18 protein-coding genes are annotated in these 14,278 nt (G+C 59.5%); 11 read left to right on the forward strand and 7 right to left on the reverse strand.

Going from position 1 to position 14,278, the window contains the following annotated elements; genetic code table 11:
• The first annotated feature begins 20 nt into the window (after positions 1–20).
• The 7 genes from AC097N_RS07110 (at position 21) to bfr (ending at position 5,122) form a co-directional block, all read left to right on the forward strand.
• Positions 21–728 (forward strand): energy transducer TonB, encoded by a 708-nt coding sequence (locus AC097N_RS07110; RefSeq protein WP_479580198.1) that lies wholly within the window; start codon positions 21–23, stop codon positions 726–728.
• Positions 729–757: 29 nt separating this feature from the next.
• Positions 758–1,468: a MotA/TolQ/ExbB proton channel family protein gene (locus AC097N_RS07115; RefSeq protein ID WP_479580199.1), complete on the forward strand. Its 711-nt coding sequence runs from the start codon at positions 758–760 to the stop codon at positions 1,466–1,468.
• 9 nt (positions 1,469–1,477) lie between these two features.
• Positions 1,478–1,888, forward strand: coding sequence for an ExbD/TolR family protein (locus tag AC097N_RS07120; RefSeq protein ID WP_479580200.1), 411 nt, complete (start codon positions 1,478–1,480; stop codon positions 1,886–1,888).
• On the forward strand, positions 1,888–2,100 hold the full coding sequence (gene hemP / locus AC097N_RS07125) for a hemin uptake protein HemP (protein WP_479580201.1): 213 nt from the start codon (positions 1,888–1,890) through the stop codon (positions 2,098–2,100). Before AC097N_RS07120 ends, hemP begins: the two co-directional genes overlap by 1 nt.
• 168 nt (positions 2,101–2,268) lie before the next feature.
• A complete protein-coding gene (gene ahpC / locus AC097N_RS07130; RefSeq protein WP_479580202.1) occupies positions 2,269–2,832 on the forward strand; it encodes an alkyl hydroperoxide reductase subunit C in 564 nt (187 codons plus the stop codon).
• 161 nt (positions 2,833–2,993) lie between these two features.
• Positions 2,994–4,580: an alkyl hydroperoxide reductase subunit F gene (gene ahpF / locus AC097N_RS07135; RefSeq protein ID WP_479580203.1), complete on the forward strand. Its 1,587-nt coding sequence runs from the start codon at positions 2,994–2,996 to the stop codon at positions 4,578–4,580.
• A 65-nt stretch (positions 4,581–4,645) separates the two neighbouring features.
• Positions 4,646–5,122, forward strand: coding sequence for a bacterioferritin (bfr, locus tag AC097N_RS07140; RefSeq protein WP_479580204.1), 477 nt, complete (start codon positions 4,646–4,648; stop codon positions 5,120–5,122).
• On the opposite strand, the gene AC097N_RS07145 is transcribed toward bfr, so the two are convergent.
• The gene (locus AC097N_RS07145; protein ID WP_479580205.1) at positions 5,119–5,568 is read right to left on the reverse strand and encodes a DUF2325 domain-containing protein; all 450 of its coding nucleotides are present in this window, start codon (positions 5,566–5,568) and stop codon (positions 5,119–5,121) included. The genes bfr and AC097N_RS07145 overlap by 4 nt on opposite strands.
• A gap of 3 nt (positions 5,569–5,571) precedes the next feature.
• On the opposite strand from AC097N_RS07145, the gene AC097N_RS07150 reads away from it, so the two are divergent.
• Entirely contained in the window at positions 5,572–6,849 is a 1,278-nt protein-coding gene (locus AC097N_RS07150; RefSeq protein ID WP_479580206.1) for a DUF2325 domain-containing protein, read from the forward strand.
• 177 nt (positions 6,850–7,026) lie between these two features.
• Positions 7,027–7,254, forward strand: a complete 228-nt coding sequence (locus tag AC097N_RS07155) for a (2Fe-2S)-binding protein (RefSeq protein ID WP_479580207.1) — start codon at positions 7,027–7,029, stop codon at positions 7,252–7,254.
• Between the two features lies 1 nt (position 7,255).
• On the opposite strand, the gene AC097N_RS07160 is transcribed toward AC097N_RS07155, so the two are convergent.
• Positions 7,256–7,663, reverse strand: a complete 408-nt coding sequence (locus AC097N_RS07160; RefSeq protein WP_479580208.1) for a GlcG/HbpS family heme-binding protein — start codon at positions 7,661–7,663, stop codon at positions 7,256–7,258.
• A gap of 186 nt (positions 7,664–7,849) precedes the next feature.
• On the opposite strand from AC097N_RS07160, the gene AC097N_RS07165 reads away from it, so the two are divergent.
• On the forward strand, positions 7,850–8,545 hold the full coding sequence (locus AC097N_RS07165) for a Bax inhibitor-1/YccA family protein (protein ID WP_479580209.1): 696 nt from the start codon (positions 7,850–7,852) through the stop codon (positions 8,543–8,545).
• A 130-nt stretch (positions 8,546–8,675) separates the two neighbouring features.
• Positions 8,676–9,083 carry a hypothetical protein gene (locus AC097N_RS07170; RefSeq protein ID WP_479580210.1) on the forward strand — a complete coding sequence of 136 codons (408 nt, stop codon included), beginning with the start codon at positions 8,676–8,678 and terminating at the stop codon, positions 9,081–9,083.
• A 39-nt stretch (positions 9,084–9,122) separates the two neighbouring features.
• On the opposite strand, the gene rlmD is transcribed toward AC097N_RS07170, so the two are convergent.
• Genes rlmD through surE form a run of 5 tightly spaced genes read right to left on the reverse strand, consistent with a single transcriptional unit; the run spans position 9,123 to position 14,176 of the window.
• Entirely contained in the window at positions 9,123–10,556 is a 1,434-nt protein-coding gene (gene rlmD / locus AC097N_RS07175) for a 23S rRNA (uracil(1939)-C(5))-methyltransferase RlmD (protein WP_479580211.1), read from the reverse strand.
• A 49-nt stretch (positions 10,557–10,605) separates the two neighbouring features.
• On the reverse strand, positions 10,606–11,631 hold the full coding sequence (locus AC097N_RS07180; protein ID WP_479580212.1) for a sigma-70 family RNA polymerase sigma factor: 1,026 nt from the start codon (positions 11,629–11,631) through the stop codon (positions 10,606–10,608).
• Between the two features lie 12 nt (positions 11,632–11,643).
• On the reverse strand, positions 11,644–12,594 hold the full coding sequence (locus AC097N_RS07185; RefSeq protein ID WP_479580213.1) for a peptidoglycan DD-metalloendopeptidase family protein: 951 nt from the start codon (positions 12,592–12,594) through the stop codon (positions 11,644–11,646).
• A complete protein-coding gene (locus AC097N_RS07190; RefSeq protein ID WP_479580214.1) occupies positions 12,591–13,385 on the reverse strand; it encodes a protein-L-isoaspartate(D-aspartate) O-methyltransferase in 795 nt (264 codons plus the stop codon). Before AC097N_RS07190 ends, AC097N_RS07185 begins: the two co-directional genes overlap by 4 nt.
• Positions 13,382–14,176: a 5'/3'-nucleotidase SurE gene (surE, locus tag AC097N_RS07195; protein WP_479580215.1), complete on the reverse strand. Its 795-nt coding sequence runs from the start codon at positions 14,174–14,176 to the stop codon at positions 13,382–13,384. The genes AC097N_RS07190 and surE overlap by 4 nt, the downstream gene beginning before the upstream one ends.
• Positions 14,177–14,278: the final 102 nt, after the last annotated feature.

Genomic DNA, 14,278 nt, shown 5'->3' on the forward strand with positions numbered 1-14,278 from the left:
AAAGAGCAAACTTCTAAACTATGGTTTTATCTGAACATCAACCCCACCTGCCCCGCATGAACCGCAACGTCATCATTGCCATCAGCGTGGTCGTCTTTCATGTCGGAGCGCTGTGGGCGCTGCAAAACGGCCTGCTCCAACGCGCGATCGAACTGGTGGTACCAGCGGAGCTGCTGAGCGAATTCATTGCGCCGCCAGCGCCCGACGTCGCCCCACCCACGCCCAAAGTCGTACCGCCGGTGCCGCAGCCCAAAGCAAGGCCTGTGCCGGTGGCGCAAACCGTGGCTAAAGTGCACGCCCCTGCACCGGTGGCAACGCCCCAGCCCCTGGCGATTGCAGACAGCACGCCGTCGCCCAACGCCCCCAGCGGCGTAACCGTTGCTCCCGTAGCAGTTGCGCCGGCAGCCACGGCGGTGGCCGCTACCGCAGCCCCCGCACCAGCCCGTGTGGAGTTGCCATCGAGCGATGCCGACTACCTGCAAAACCCAAAACCGCCCTACCCGGGCATCAGCAAGCGGCTCAATGAACAGGGCAAGGTGCTGGTGCGGGTGTTCATTGGCGTTGACGGAACGGCCCAAAAGGCAGAGATCAAGCAGTCCAGCGGATTTGACCGGCTGGATCAGGCAGCTCTCTCAACGGTCCTGCGCTGGCGTTACGTACCCGGCAAACGCGGCGGCATACCCGAAGCGATGTGGTTCAACGTGCCCATCAGCTTCGTTCTCGAATAATTTTTTTTAATTTTTTTTCTGGAGTATTTATGGATTCCCAACTCGGCCTGATCAACGTCTGGACGCAAGGTGACTGGGTCACCAAAACCGTGGCACTGCTGCTGCTCGTCATGTCGCTGGCCTCGTGGATGGTCATCATCCTGAAGGCACTCGACATCCTCAAGTACAAAAAGCTCGCCAGCCGTGCCGAAGATTTCTGGCACAGCGAAGACTTTGCCGGTGGCCTGACCAAGCTGGGCGGGGACGACAGCAACCCGTTTCGCCAAGCGGCCCTTGCCGGGCGCGAGGCCACCGCCCACCATCGCAACACCAAGGTGCAGTTGCACGACACACTGGACGTGAGCGACTGGATCACGCGCAGCCTGCGCAACTCGATCGACGACAGCACAGCGCGCCTGCAGTCGGGTCTGGCCGTGCTGGCCTCGGTCGGCTCCACGGCGCCGTTTGTGGGCTTGTTTGGCACGGTATGGGGCATCTACCACGCCTTGCTGGGCATCGGCGCGGCAGGTCAGGCCACCATTGACAAGGTGGCCGGTCCGATTGGCGAGGCGCTCATCATGACGGCGCTGGGCCTGGCTGTGGCCATTCCCGCCGTGCTGGGCTACAACGCGTTGGTGCGGGGCAACAAGTCCATCCTGACCAAACTCAACCGCTTTGCCCACGATCTGCATGCCTACTTTGTCACCGGCGCCCGCGTGAGCAGCGGCGACGGCAAAGTGGTGTCCATGAAGAAAGCTTAAGGAGGCACCATGGCTTTTGGAACCCAAGACGAACCCGATGAGGTCATGAACGAGATCAACATGACGCCCCTGGTGGACGTGATGCTGGTCTTGCTCATCATCTTCATCATCACCGTGCCGGTGATGAAACACGCCGTCAACGTGGAGTTGCCACGGGCCACCAACGTGCCGCAGGAGGCCAAGCCGCAGACCATCCGCCTGAGCGTGGATGCCCAGGGTGCCTACTTTCTGGACGATGCGCCGGTGGATGACGCCGCCCTGCCCCTGTTGCTGCAGGCGCAAGCGGGCAAAAACCCACAACCCGACCTGCATATCCGCGGCGACAAGGCGGTGCGTTACGAGCGTGTGGCGCAAGCCATGGCGGCCGCGCAGCAAGCCGGCATCAAGAAAATTGGGTTCATCACCGAACCCAAGAACTGATGGCCGGTGTGTCAAAACCTGTGACCACCCCGCAGCCAGACCGCCCCGAACTGCCTGCGGGGGCGGGCCTGCCCCCGCCAGAAACCATCGCGCCCGGCCCGGTGCAAAGCGCCGCCTTGTTCAAGGGTCAAAAATCGGTATTGATTGAACATAACGGAGCGTCTTACCGCCTGCAGACCACCAAGCTGGGCAAGCTTATTTTAACGAAATAGGCCTCTAGCCCAGGAGGGACGTGCATAAGTAGCTATATTTTTGATAGCTAATAGATTTACCCAATCGATAGCTTAGAAATAACAATAAAAATATTTAATAGTTGTTGGCTATACTTGTGCAACGCAGCAAAAACACTGCCCAGTTTTTTCAACCTGACGGAGATTTACATGTCCCTTATCAATACCGAAATCCAAGCCTTCAAGAACGAGGCGTTCCACAACGGCAAGTTCATCACCGTGTCCAATGAAACCCTCAAGGGCAAGTGGAACGTGTTCATTTTCATGCCCGCCGCGTTCACCTTCAACTGCCCCACTGAAGTGGAAGATGCAGCTGACAACTACGCCGAGTTCCAGAAAGCTGGCGCTGAGGTCTACATCGTCACGACCGACACCCACTTCGCGCACAAGGTGTGGCACGAGACATCGCCTGCCGTGGGCAAAGCCAAGTTCCCCTTGATCGGTGACCCCACCCACAAGCTGACCCGCGCCTTTGACGTGCATATCGACGAAGAAGGTCTGGCGCTGCGCGGCACCTTCATCATCAACCCGGATGGCGTGATCAAGACGCTGGAAATCCACTCCAACGAAATCGCTCGCGATGTCCAGGAAACCCTGCGCAAGCTCAAAGCTGCCCAGTACACCGCCGCTCATCCCGGCCAAGTGTGCCCCGCCAAGTGGAACGAAGGCGCCAAGACCATCACCCCTTCCCTGGATCTGGTTGGCAAGATCTAAGCTGTCTCTTCCAGACGGCAGAGCGCTTGGTCGCTCTCCAGCCGGACAGCGTCAGGGTGCCCAGCGCCTTGCCGTCCGGCTTTTTTATTGACTAAATTCGGCCCTGGCCCGCACCACGAGTGCGTAACCAGCTATCAAATTTGAAGCAAAAGGACTCCATCATGCTCGACGACACACTCAAAACCCAGCTTGCGGCCTACCTGGAACGCGTGACCCTGCCGATCGAGCTGGTGGCCTCTTTGGACGACAGCAGCACCAGCGCCGAAATGCGCGATTTGCTACAAACCATCCAGGCTCTGCGCAGCGACAAGATCACCCTGCGCACCGATGGCACCGATGCCCGCAAGCCCTCGTTCACCCTGCAACGGGCTGGCACAGCCACCAGCCTGCGTTTTGCCGGCCTGCCACTGGGTCACGAATTCACCTCGCTGGTGCTGGCCCTGCTGTGGACGGGTGGCCACCCGCCCAAGGTCGAACCTGAAGTGATCGAATCCATCCGGGCACTGGACGGTGACTTCAACTTTGAGGTCTACATGTCCCTGACTTGCCACAACTGCCCGGATGTGGTGCAAGCCCTGAGCCTGATGGCCATCTTCAACCCCAAAGTCAAGACCACGGTCATTGAAGGGGGCGCCTTCCAGGAGGAGGTGACCACCCGCGAAATCATGGCGGTGCCCAGCATCTACCTGAATGGCGAATTGTTTGGCAACGGCCGCATGCTGGTCGAAGAAATTGTGGCCAAGCTCGACACCGGCGCCGCCCAGCGCGATGCCACCAAGCTCAGCGCCAAAGACCCGTATGAAGTGCTGATCGTCGGCGGCGGCCCCGCTGGCGCTGCAGCCGCGGTGTACGCCGCCCGCAAAGGCATTCGCACCGGTATTGCGGCCGAGCGCTTTGGCGGCCAGACGAACGACACGATGGCGATTGAGAACTACATCTCGGTGCTGGAAACCGACGGCCCCAAATTTGCCGCGGCCCTGGAAGCCCAAGTCAGGCACTACGGCGTCGAGATCATGAACCTGCAGCGGGCAGACCGACTGATTCCCGCCTCGGAGCCTGGCGGCCTGATCGAGATTCAACTCGCCAACGGCGGCTCATTGAAGAGCCGTACCGTCATCCTCTCCACCGGCGCGCGCTGGCGCAATGTGAACGTGCCCGGCGAAGACCAGTACCGGAACAAGGGTGTGGCCTACTGCCCGCATTGCGACGGCCCCTTGTTCAAGGGTAAAAAAGTTTCCGTCATTGGCGGGGGCAACTCGGGCGTCGAGGCCGCCATTGACCTGGCAGGCCTCGTGGCCCACGTCACGCTGGTGGAGTTTGCCGACCAGCTCAAGGCCGACGCCGTGTTGGTCAGCAAGCTGAAAAGCCTGCCCAACGTGACCATTCACACCAACGCCCAGACGACAGAGATCACGGGCGACGGGCAAAAGGTCAATGGCCTGAGCTTCAAGGACCGCGCGACCAACGAGATTCACCATGTCACGCTGGAAGGCGTGTTTGTGCAGATCGGCCTGGTGCCCAACACCGAGTGGCTCAAAGGCACGCTGGAATTGAGCAAACACGGCGAGATCGTGGTGGACGCCAAGGGCCACACCAACCTGCCCGGCGTGTTTGCGGCAGGTGACGTAACGACCGTGCCTTACAAACAGATCGTGATCGCCGCTGGCGACGGCGCCAAGGCCGCACTGAGCGCCTTTGATTACCTGATTCGCACGCCTGTTGCAACTGAAGTCGCCGTTGCCGCGTGACCTTTTAGGGCCCACTCAGCCGGTGTTTTCAGACACAATCATGGTTTTAAAAGCAGGAGAATTTCATGAAGGGTGACCCTCAAGTCATTGAGCATTTGCAAGCGCAGCTCAAAAACGAACTGACCGCCATCAACCAGTACTTTTTGCATTACCGCATGTACAAGCACTGGGGGCTGGACAAGCTGGCCAAGAAGGAATACGCCGAGTCGATCGGCGAGATGAAACATGCTGACCTGTTGATGGACCGCATTTTCCAACTCGACGGCCTGCCCAACTTGCAGGACCTGGCCAAAATCCTCGTGGGCGAAGACGTTCCCGAGGCGCTGGCCTGCGACCTGAAGGCCGAGATGGGGGCTCAAGCCACCATCAAGGCGGGCATTGCGCACTGCGAATCCGTGCGCGACTACGTGTCACGTGAATTGCTACAAGGCATTCTGGATGACACCGAAGAACACATCGATTTCCTCGAAACGCAAATTGATCTGGTGGAAAAAGTCGGCCTGCAAAACTACCTGCAATCGCAAATGGGCGAACTCGCCTAAACCGGATTGGTCGACGCCATCATCATCACCTTGATGGCCGTCGGCTGATCCACCAGGACACAGCGCTTGCCCGTGCGCTTGCAATGGTCCTGGACCCGCCAGTAGGCGTCATGGCTCACACAACCGGTTTGGCAGATCACCAGATCGGCGTTCGTCAGAACAGCATCCAGTTCAGCCCGATCCTCCCGCTCAAAAGCCAGGGAAGTCTCCCGGATCATCACTTCCGCACGCAAACGCATCACGCAGGCCTGCAAGCGCGCCACTTCTTGCGCCTGCGCCGCCGCTAACTCACTGCAACGCAACTGCACCTGACCGTACTGCCTGACCAGTATCCGGTGCTCGTTCTCGACACTTTCAAAATCCGCTGATGCAGGGGCAATATCTTGCACGGGCTTGGGCAATGCCCATGCAGGGGCGAATCCGAAAAAAGGCATTGAGAGTTTCATGGCGTGCAGGCATCTCTTGTAAATAAGAATGATTCTTGTTTAGAATGTAGCATGAACTCGACGCCGCACACAACCCATTGCCTCCATGCCCAGCATCCTGCGCCCACACTACAGGCCGTCAATGGATCACGACGACGCAGACTTTGGGAGTTGGCCGCCAAATGCCATTGCACTCTGGTCGGCATGTGTTGGCCAGCAGATGCCTTGAGGCGCCTGGTGGAAAAATCCGTTGCCAAACGTTTGCCCGCAGATGACTACGAAGTACATGTCGCGGCGGTTGCCGAGTGCGGACAGCGCAGTCGACTCTCTGAATTGCTGCAGCAGGATCTCGATCATCGGCATGCCCCATTGCTTCGCCAATTCCGTCAGGCAAAAACAGTTGAGACACTAGCCCAGCTGTGGAAAACAACGGTCGAGAACGGCGATGCAGCGGGGGCAATGTGGGCGGCTTTAACCCACCCCCGCTGCGACATGCCGTTGCAAGAGGTCATTTGCCGCAACATGCACATGTTTCAGCATCACGCTGTGTGCAACCTTCGCACGGACCGGTTTGAGTTCAATACCTTGATGGAAGCCAATGCCAGCCTGGCTCAGGAACTGGCCAAGGCGCAGGAGCGAAACTCGCGATCCGTGGGCGAGAAAGCGCTTGAAATTGAACAACTCAACAAACTGCTGATGCAAGCACGGGGCCTGCACATTCGCCAGGACAGCAGCATCGCCTTTTTAAATGCCGAGTTGGCCGCATTGAAAACATCTGTCCCGGCTCTGGAATCAAGTGCGCGGCTGCAAAAGAAAATCGAGCAAATGGCTTCGCGGCAAACTGAACTTGAAGAGCAGGTCTGCGACCTGCGAAAAAAACTGAACACTGTCACCAAACCCCTTGACCCCGCAGAAAATAGAATCCTGCGGCAATCACCAGCGAACGACATTGGAGCACCCGTCACGCGCGCACTGACCATTCCCGTCTACCTGTATCAAAAGACAGTGCTGTGTGTTGGCGGGCGAAGCGGCAACCTGGCAAGCTACCGGGAACTGGTGGAAGGCGTCGGCGGAAAATTCTCTCACCATGACGGCGGCCTGGAAGACAACCAGAATGTGCTCGACGCCAGTCTGGCCGCGGCTGACTTGGTGATTTGCCAGACAGGCTGTATCAGTCACAACGCTTACTGGAAGGTGAAGGATTTTTGCAAACGCACCGGGAAACGCTGCGTTTTTGTTGAAAACCCGAGCTCATCCTCTCTTGCGCGCGGTCTGGCGAAGATCTCCAACGCTGAAACGTGACATTTCTCGCCTGGATCACCCGCGACCGTGAACTATTCAGACCTGGCGCAGGACATGCTATCCGCAGTCTGCCCGCTTGAGTCCCTACACGACGCCAGGGAATTGAATAATTCCAATAAATGAGAAAGATTCGCATTTATAATTTAAACACCATTTGCTGCCCCACAAGGTATTTCCATGATTGTTTGCGTCTGCCGCCGAATTTCTGACCGTGAAATTGCCCGCCACGTCCGGGCTGGCATGGGGTTTGACGACATTCAAATGGAGCTGGGCGTGGCCACGCAATGTGGTCGTTGTGAAGGCTGCGCACGCGACATCGTCGCGCAGTGCAACCAATCCACCCCCGTTGCCGCGTTGCGCCGGGAATCGGTGAGCACAGCCCCCTGGCGCAGCATAGCCCTTTGAGTTACAGGCCGATGGCGGCAATGCCCGCCTTGGCAATTTGCGCATCTTCGATGGATTTCACACCACTGACGCCAACGGCACCGAGGCATTGACCGTCTTTCATGATTGGCACGCCACCTTCGAGCATGCCTTTGATGTCGGGCGCGCTCAGGAACGATGTGCGTCCGCCATTAACGATTTCTTCGTACACCTTGCTCTCACGGCGGCTCAAGGCGGACGTGTGGGCTTTGGCGGGGGCAATGTGGGCCGAGAGCGCAGGCGCGCCGTCAAGGCGCTGCAGCCACAGCAAGTGGCCGCCGTCATCGACGATGGCGATGGTGACAGCCCAGCTGTTTTTCAGCGCTTCGGCTTCAGCAGCGGCCGCGATGGCCTTGATATCGGACAATTCCAGAGTGAATTTGCTTTTCATGGGGTGAACTCTCGTTTTAGGGAAAAGAAGGAGCATAACGGCTCTGCGGTCCTGCTTTAGGCCTATTGCGGGTGAAAGTACCCTTACAAATAGTAGGAGCCCCGCCACAATGATTTTCGGTCCGCCCCTTGATACACCCTAGAATCCACCCCATCTGAACCCTGTAGATACTGAAGGAGTTTGACCATGACTGACAACGTTCAATCGTATGACCGCGGCTACGGCTATGTAGCGTCGGCCGAGGAGCGCAACAAGGTGTTGCGCAACACCTATTGGCTGCTGGCCTTGAGCTTGGTTCCGACCGTGCTGGGTGCTTGGCTCGGTGTGGCCACTGGCATGACGCGCTCGCTCGGTGGCGGCTTGGGCATGATCGTGTTTCTGGGCGGCGCCTTTGGCTTCATGTATGCCATTGAGAAAACCAAGAATTCAGCAGCGGGTGTGCCGGTACTGCTGGGCTTCACTTTCTTCATGGGCCTGATGCTGTCGCGCATGATTGCCACCGTACTGGGCTTTCGCAACGGTACTGACCTGATCATGACCGCGTTTGGCGGCACCGCAGGCGTGTTTTTTGTGATGGCCAGCTTGTCCAGCGTCATCAAACGTGACCTCTCCGGCATGGGCAAGTGGTTGTTTGTGGGCGCGATGGCGGTCATGATCGGCGGCATCATCAATGTATTTGTCGGTTCAACAGCCGCCATGATGGCCATCTCGGTCGCCGTGATCGGCATTTTCAGCGCCTACATGCTGTACGACTTGAAGCGCATCGTCGATGGTGGCGAAACCAACTACATCAGCGCCACGCTGGCGTTGTACTTGGACATCCTGAACGTGTTCCAGGCGCTGCTGGCGCTGCTGGGCCTCACCAGCGGCGAGCGAGACTGAACGGCTCGTTTAGCTGACTCAAAAAAGACCCTTCGGGGTCTTTTTTCATTGGGGCTTGGCAAGAACAACCGACACGACTCAATATGGTGCCCGGTTTGCCGATATAGAGACAACACCCTTGATTGCACCTATGACTCTGCGCCTGCTCATCATTACTCTCGCTGCCGTCCTGCTGGCGGGATGCGAGATTCCCGGCATGGGGCCAGACCCGAAAATCGCCAAAAAAGAGGCGGATGCCAAAGCCATCGGCAGCGCCTGCCGACACGGCCTGCGCAGCATTGAGGACTGCTATACGCTCAACACCACCGCGTCCAAAGCCGACATGTTCACCGGCTGGAAAGACATGGACCAGTACATGCGCGAGAACAAGATCGAAGGCGTGCCCGCCACCGTGGTCAAAGCAGCGCCGCCTGTTGAAGGCGGTGAAGATGCCAAAGCCAATGCAGAGGAGATGGCCGACGCCACAGAAAAACCAGCCAAGGGCAAAGGCGGTACCAAAGTGGCCGCTAAATCAGCCGGGAAAGCATCGGCGCACTGAGACCGGGCGCCCCGGGCGGGATGCCGATCCCAGCGGCGTTCAGTCTTCCAGATCAAAAACCGCCATGCTCTCCACATGAGCCGTGTGCGGAAACATATTCACCATGCCCGCGGACGACAAGCGGTAGCCCGCCTGATGCACCAGCAAGTCGGCGTCGCGTGCCAGTGTGGCCGGGTTGCAGCTGACATAGACAATGCGTTTCGGGGGTGACCAGTGCTCGGCACCCGGCGTGGGCGGATGGGCAATGGGGTCGAGCTTTTGCTGATGCAGGTCCGCCAGCGCTTGCACGAGGGCAAAAGCACCTTCGCGCGGGGGGTCCACCAGCCATTTGTCCGCAGCACCATCCTTGATCAGCACCGCGGGGGTCATTTCAAACAGATTTCTTGCTACAAATTCAGTAGCTGCCAGCGGACGCCCTGCGGGGGCTAGTGCCTGATTTCGTACTAAATTCTCACGTGATCGGGCCACCAGCGCCTCGCTGCCCTCCACGCCCAGCACCTCACGCGCTTGCGTCGCAATGGGCAGGGTGAAATTGCCCAGGCCACAAAACCAGTCGATCACCCGCTCGCTCTTCTGCGCGTCCAGCAGACGCAGGGAGCGTGACACCAGCACGCGGTTGATGTGCGGGTTGACTTGGGTGAAATCGGTCGGTTTGAATGGCATGTAGATGCCGAACTCGGGCAGTTCGTAACTCAACTCTTCGCCACCCTCGTCCAGCAGATGCACGGTGTCTGGGCCATGCGGCTGCAGCCACCACTGCACCCGGGGATGCCGCCTGGCAAAGTCGCGCAGGGCGGCCAGGTCAGCGTCACACAGGGGTTCCATGTGGCGCAGCACCAGCGCAATCACGTTGTCGCCGCAGGCCAGTTCGATTTGGGGCAGGGTCTCGATGGCGTCCATCGAGGTGATCAACGCACGCAAAGGCAGCAACAAGTCACTCACCTCGGGCGGCAACACGTGACACTCTTTCATGTCGGCCACATAGCCGCTTTTACGCTCGTGAAAGCCCACCAGCACCGTACCTTTTTTGCGCACATGGCGCACAGAAATACGCGCGCGGTAGCGATAGCCCCAGGCAGGGCCTTCAATCGGCCGCATGATGTTGTCGGCCTTGACCTTGCCCAGGTGCCAGAGATTGTCTTCCAGTACACGCTGCTTGACGGCCACTTGCGCGCCCACATGCAAATGCTGCATCTTGCAACCGCCACAAGCACCTTCATGCAGGCCGAAATGAGGGCAGCCGGGTTTGACACGCTGGGACGACTCGCGCTGGATCGCAGTCACCATGCCCTGCTCCCAATTGTTTTTCTTGCGGTGCACATTGACCGTCACCACTTCGAACGGGAGGGCCCCTTTGATGAACACCACCTTGCCATCAGGCCGGTGGGCAACACCCTGGGCTTCCAGGTCAAGCGATTCAACCAGGAGCCAGTCGGGTGGATAAAGATCGGGTTTTTTGATTTCTTCAGTCATGCCGCTATTGTCTCAGGCTCATGCCCGGGTTCCATCGGCCCAAGGGGTGTCAAAGCAGGGCTTGCAGCGTGATTCCGTGGCGCAGCAGATGCCGCTTGAGCTTCAGCAAGGCTTCGTTTTGCACCTGCCGCACACGCTCACGCGTCAACCCCAGACGGGCGCTGAGCACATCGAGTGTTTCGGGATCGCGGTCATGCAGACCAAACCGGGCTTCAAGCACCTCTTTTTCACGTTCCGACAGGGTACTGATCCAGTCCTCCAGCATGTGGGCGACTTCGTGGGCCTGTGTCACACCGGAGGGATCGGGCGTCAACTCGTCGACCAGAGAGTCTCCCAGGGTCTGGTCCTCACCCGAGGAGGCGTCCAGCGACCGGAGGGGCTCGGCCAGGGCCAGTAAATCAGTCACACCCGTCGCGTCGCGGCCCAACAAGGCGGCGATATCCTCCACGCGCACGCCATCCGGTCGGACCGCGGCCAGCACGGGATCGCTCTCCAACGTGCGACGGGCCCGCAGCACCTGCTGCAGCTCCCGCACCACGTTCACCGGCAGACGCACCGCCCGCCCCTGGTTGATCAAGGCACGCTCCACCGACTGGCGAATCCACCAGGTGGCGTAGGTTGAAAAGCGGAATCCCCGGTCCGGCTCGAACTTGTCAATGGCGTGCATCAGGCCGAGGTTGCCCTCCTCAATCAGGTCGGACATGGGCACACCGCGCCCCATGAAGGACTTGGCAATGCTCACCACCAGGCGCAGGTTGTGCTCGATCATGCTTTGGCGTGCGGCAAAGTCGCCAGCGCGAGCCCGGCTGGCAAAGTCAAACTCTTCCTGGGGGGTGAAAAGACGGGTTCTGCGCACATGACGCAGGTAAATGGTCAGGGCATCGCCAGGCTCGCCGGAAAATTCCAAAGCGTCAGCCGACAGCCCCAATTCGGGCAGCGACTGAATTGCTACGAAATCAATAGCTGCTTGCGCACTGTCAACGGGGGCTAGAGGACTATTTTGATCTGTACCGGAGGCACACCGCGAAGGGGTTCTGGCTACTGGGCCATGACCATTCGCGGGGGGCGTTCTCACGGCATGGTCCCACTACCGGGCGGGCAGGTACTTGGCCGGGTCAACCGGTTTGCCTTGACGGCGCACTTCAAAATGGAGCTTCACGCGGTCGGCGTCGCTGTTGCCCATCTCGGCAATCTTCTGGCCCTTGCGAACCGATTGGTCTTCCTTGATCAGCAGCGTCTTGTTGTGTGCATAGGCTGTCAGGTAGGTGTTGTTGTGCTTGAGGATGATCAGGTTGCCGTAGCCCCGCAAACCAGCTCCCACATACACCACGCGTCCGTCAGCGGCGGCCAGCACGGGATCGCCTGCCGCGCCACTGATGTCCAGCCCCTTGTTCTTGACCTCGTCAAAGCCGGCAATGACCGCACCGCTGGTCGGCCAGATCCAGTTGATCTCGTCGTCCCCAGCGGAGGCCGCCGCAGAAGCGGGCGGTGCCGGTGCGGGCACTGGCGCCGTGGTCGCGCTGGCCGGGGCAGACGCCGCTGCGGCCGGTTTGTCCAGGCTGCCTGGTGTTGCGGACGACGTTGCCACGGGCGTGGCGCTGGCCACTGCGACGGGTTTGGACGCCGCACTGGCAACAGCGCCGGAAGCCCCGCCAATGGCAGGCGCGGTAGCGGTGGGCGGCACCACGCGCAGCACCTGGCCGATTTCAATGCGGTTGGCATTTTCCAGCGCGCTCCAGCGGGCGATGTCTTTGGCCGATTGGCCAGAATCCAGGCCAATGCGAATCAATGTGTCGCCCGGCTTGACGGTGTAATAGCCGGGCTTGCCGGCATTTTCATAGCCGGGGAGCTGCTTGATGGCTTGCGCCGCCGGATCCGTGGCTCCCTGTGAGGACTTGCCCATGGCAGAACCACGATCTTCCACTGGTGCGTGATTGAGTGCTTTGGAGCCGCACCCTCCCAGGAACAAACCCACGGTAACGACCGCCAACACAGAACCCAAACGACCACTCAAACCAAACATACGAAATCCCTTCATGCGACCCCGGATTTTAAAGGGACAAAGTGAACCGCCTCCAAAACCGTTTGCCGCACGCCCTGCGGCGTCTTGTCAATGACCATCAGGGCTTGCTGCCTGGCGGTAGCCCCCCCCGATGACACGGGTGCCACCAGGCGCCCGCCCATGGCCAATTGATCGACCCAGGCCTGGGGCACAGCCTCTCCGCCAGCCGCTGCAATGATGGCGGCATAAGGCGCGCCCTTCGCATAACCCGCCATGCCATCGCCAAAAAGCAAATGCAAGTTGGCCAGCCGCAAATGGCGCAGGTTGTCACGCGCCTTGTCATGCAGGCCGCGAAGACGCTCAATGCTGTAAACCTCATCCGCCAGCATCGCCAGCACGGCTGCCTGGTAACCACAGCCGGTCCCGATCTCCAGCACACGCCCCAATTTGCCGGGTGCGCCATTGCGCAATAACTCAGCCATGCGGGAGACCACACCGGGTTTGGAGATGGTTTGGCCCAGGCCAATGGGCAAACTGGTGTCTTCGTAGGCCTGGTTGACCAGGGCCGTGTCCACAAAGCGGTGCCGCTCAATGGTGCGCATGGCCAGCAACACGTAAGGATCGGTGATGCCCTGCCCGGCCAGCTTGTTCACCATATTGATTCGCACGGCACTCGAATCCATGCCGTGGCCTTGTGGCGCCAGACCGCCTCCGGGCTTGGCGCCCTGCGTCAATCCGTTGTGCACGGCCCCACTCACTGGCCGAGTTGTTTTGGCCTTGCCGACCGAAAAATCCAGCCGGGCGGGAAACGAAGGACGCTCTTTCATGCGAGGTCCGCTTGATGAAGTGCGGGCTGCAAGGGGGCGGACAGCTTCGCGGCCGTCTGGGCCCAGTAGCTGAGGTAGTCATGGTCCGTCAAATCGACCTTCAAGGGCGTCATGGACATGTGGCCCTGGCTCGTGGCGTGAAAGTCCGTGCCATCCGCCTCGTCCTTGACGGGCCCGGCCGCCCCAATCCAGTACATGGTGTCACCGCGCGGGCTCATCTGGGTGATGACGGCTTCTGCCGCATGGCGCCGGCCCAGACGGCACAGTTTGACGTGACCAATCTCATCAAATGGCAAGTTGGGAATATTGACGTTGAGTAGCCAGGGCGTGGTGCCAATCAGCTTGTGTTGCGCCATTTGCAGCACCAGATCACGGGCCTTGAGCGCCGCGGATTCCAGTTGCACCCAATCCCGGTCAACCTGCGAAAACGCGATGGCCGGTATGCCAAACAAAAACCCTTCCATCGCCGCGCCCACGGTGCCGGAGTAAATGGTGTCATCACCCATGTTGGCGCCGTTGTTGATACCTGACACCACCAGGTCGGGGCGGTAACCCAACAAGCCGGTCAAGGCAATGTGCACACAGTCCGCCGGCGTGCCGTTCACATAGCGAAAACCATTGCTGGCGCGCGTGACGTACAGCGGTGAATGCAGCGTCAGGGCATTGGACTTGGCGCTGTTGTTTTGCTCCGGCGCGATGACCTCCACCTCGGCCACGTCTTTCAGCGCCTCGTACAGAGCCACGATGCCTGGGGCCTGGTAGCCGTCGTCGTTACAAATAAGAATTTTCATAGTCAAGCGAAGTTGAAACTGATTGTAGGGCGCCCCCTGCCGCTGGCACTGCCGTCCCGGGAGAGACATTTTGACCCTCCGCTTGCCCCTATCATCGCTGTC

The sequence above is a fragment of the Rhodoferax sp. LS1R11 genome, assembly GCF_056521395.1.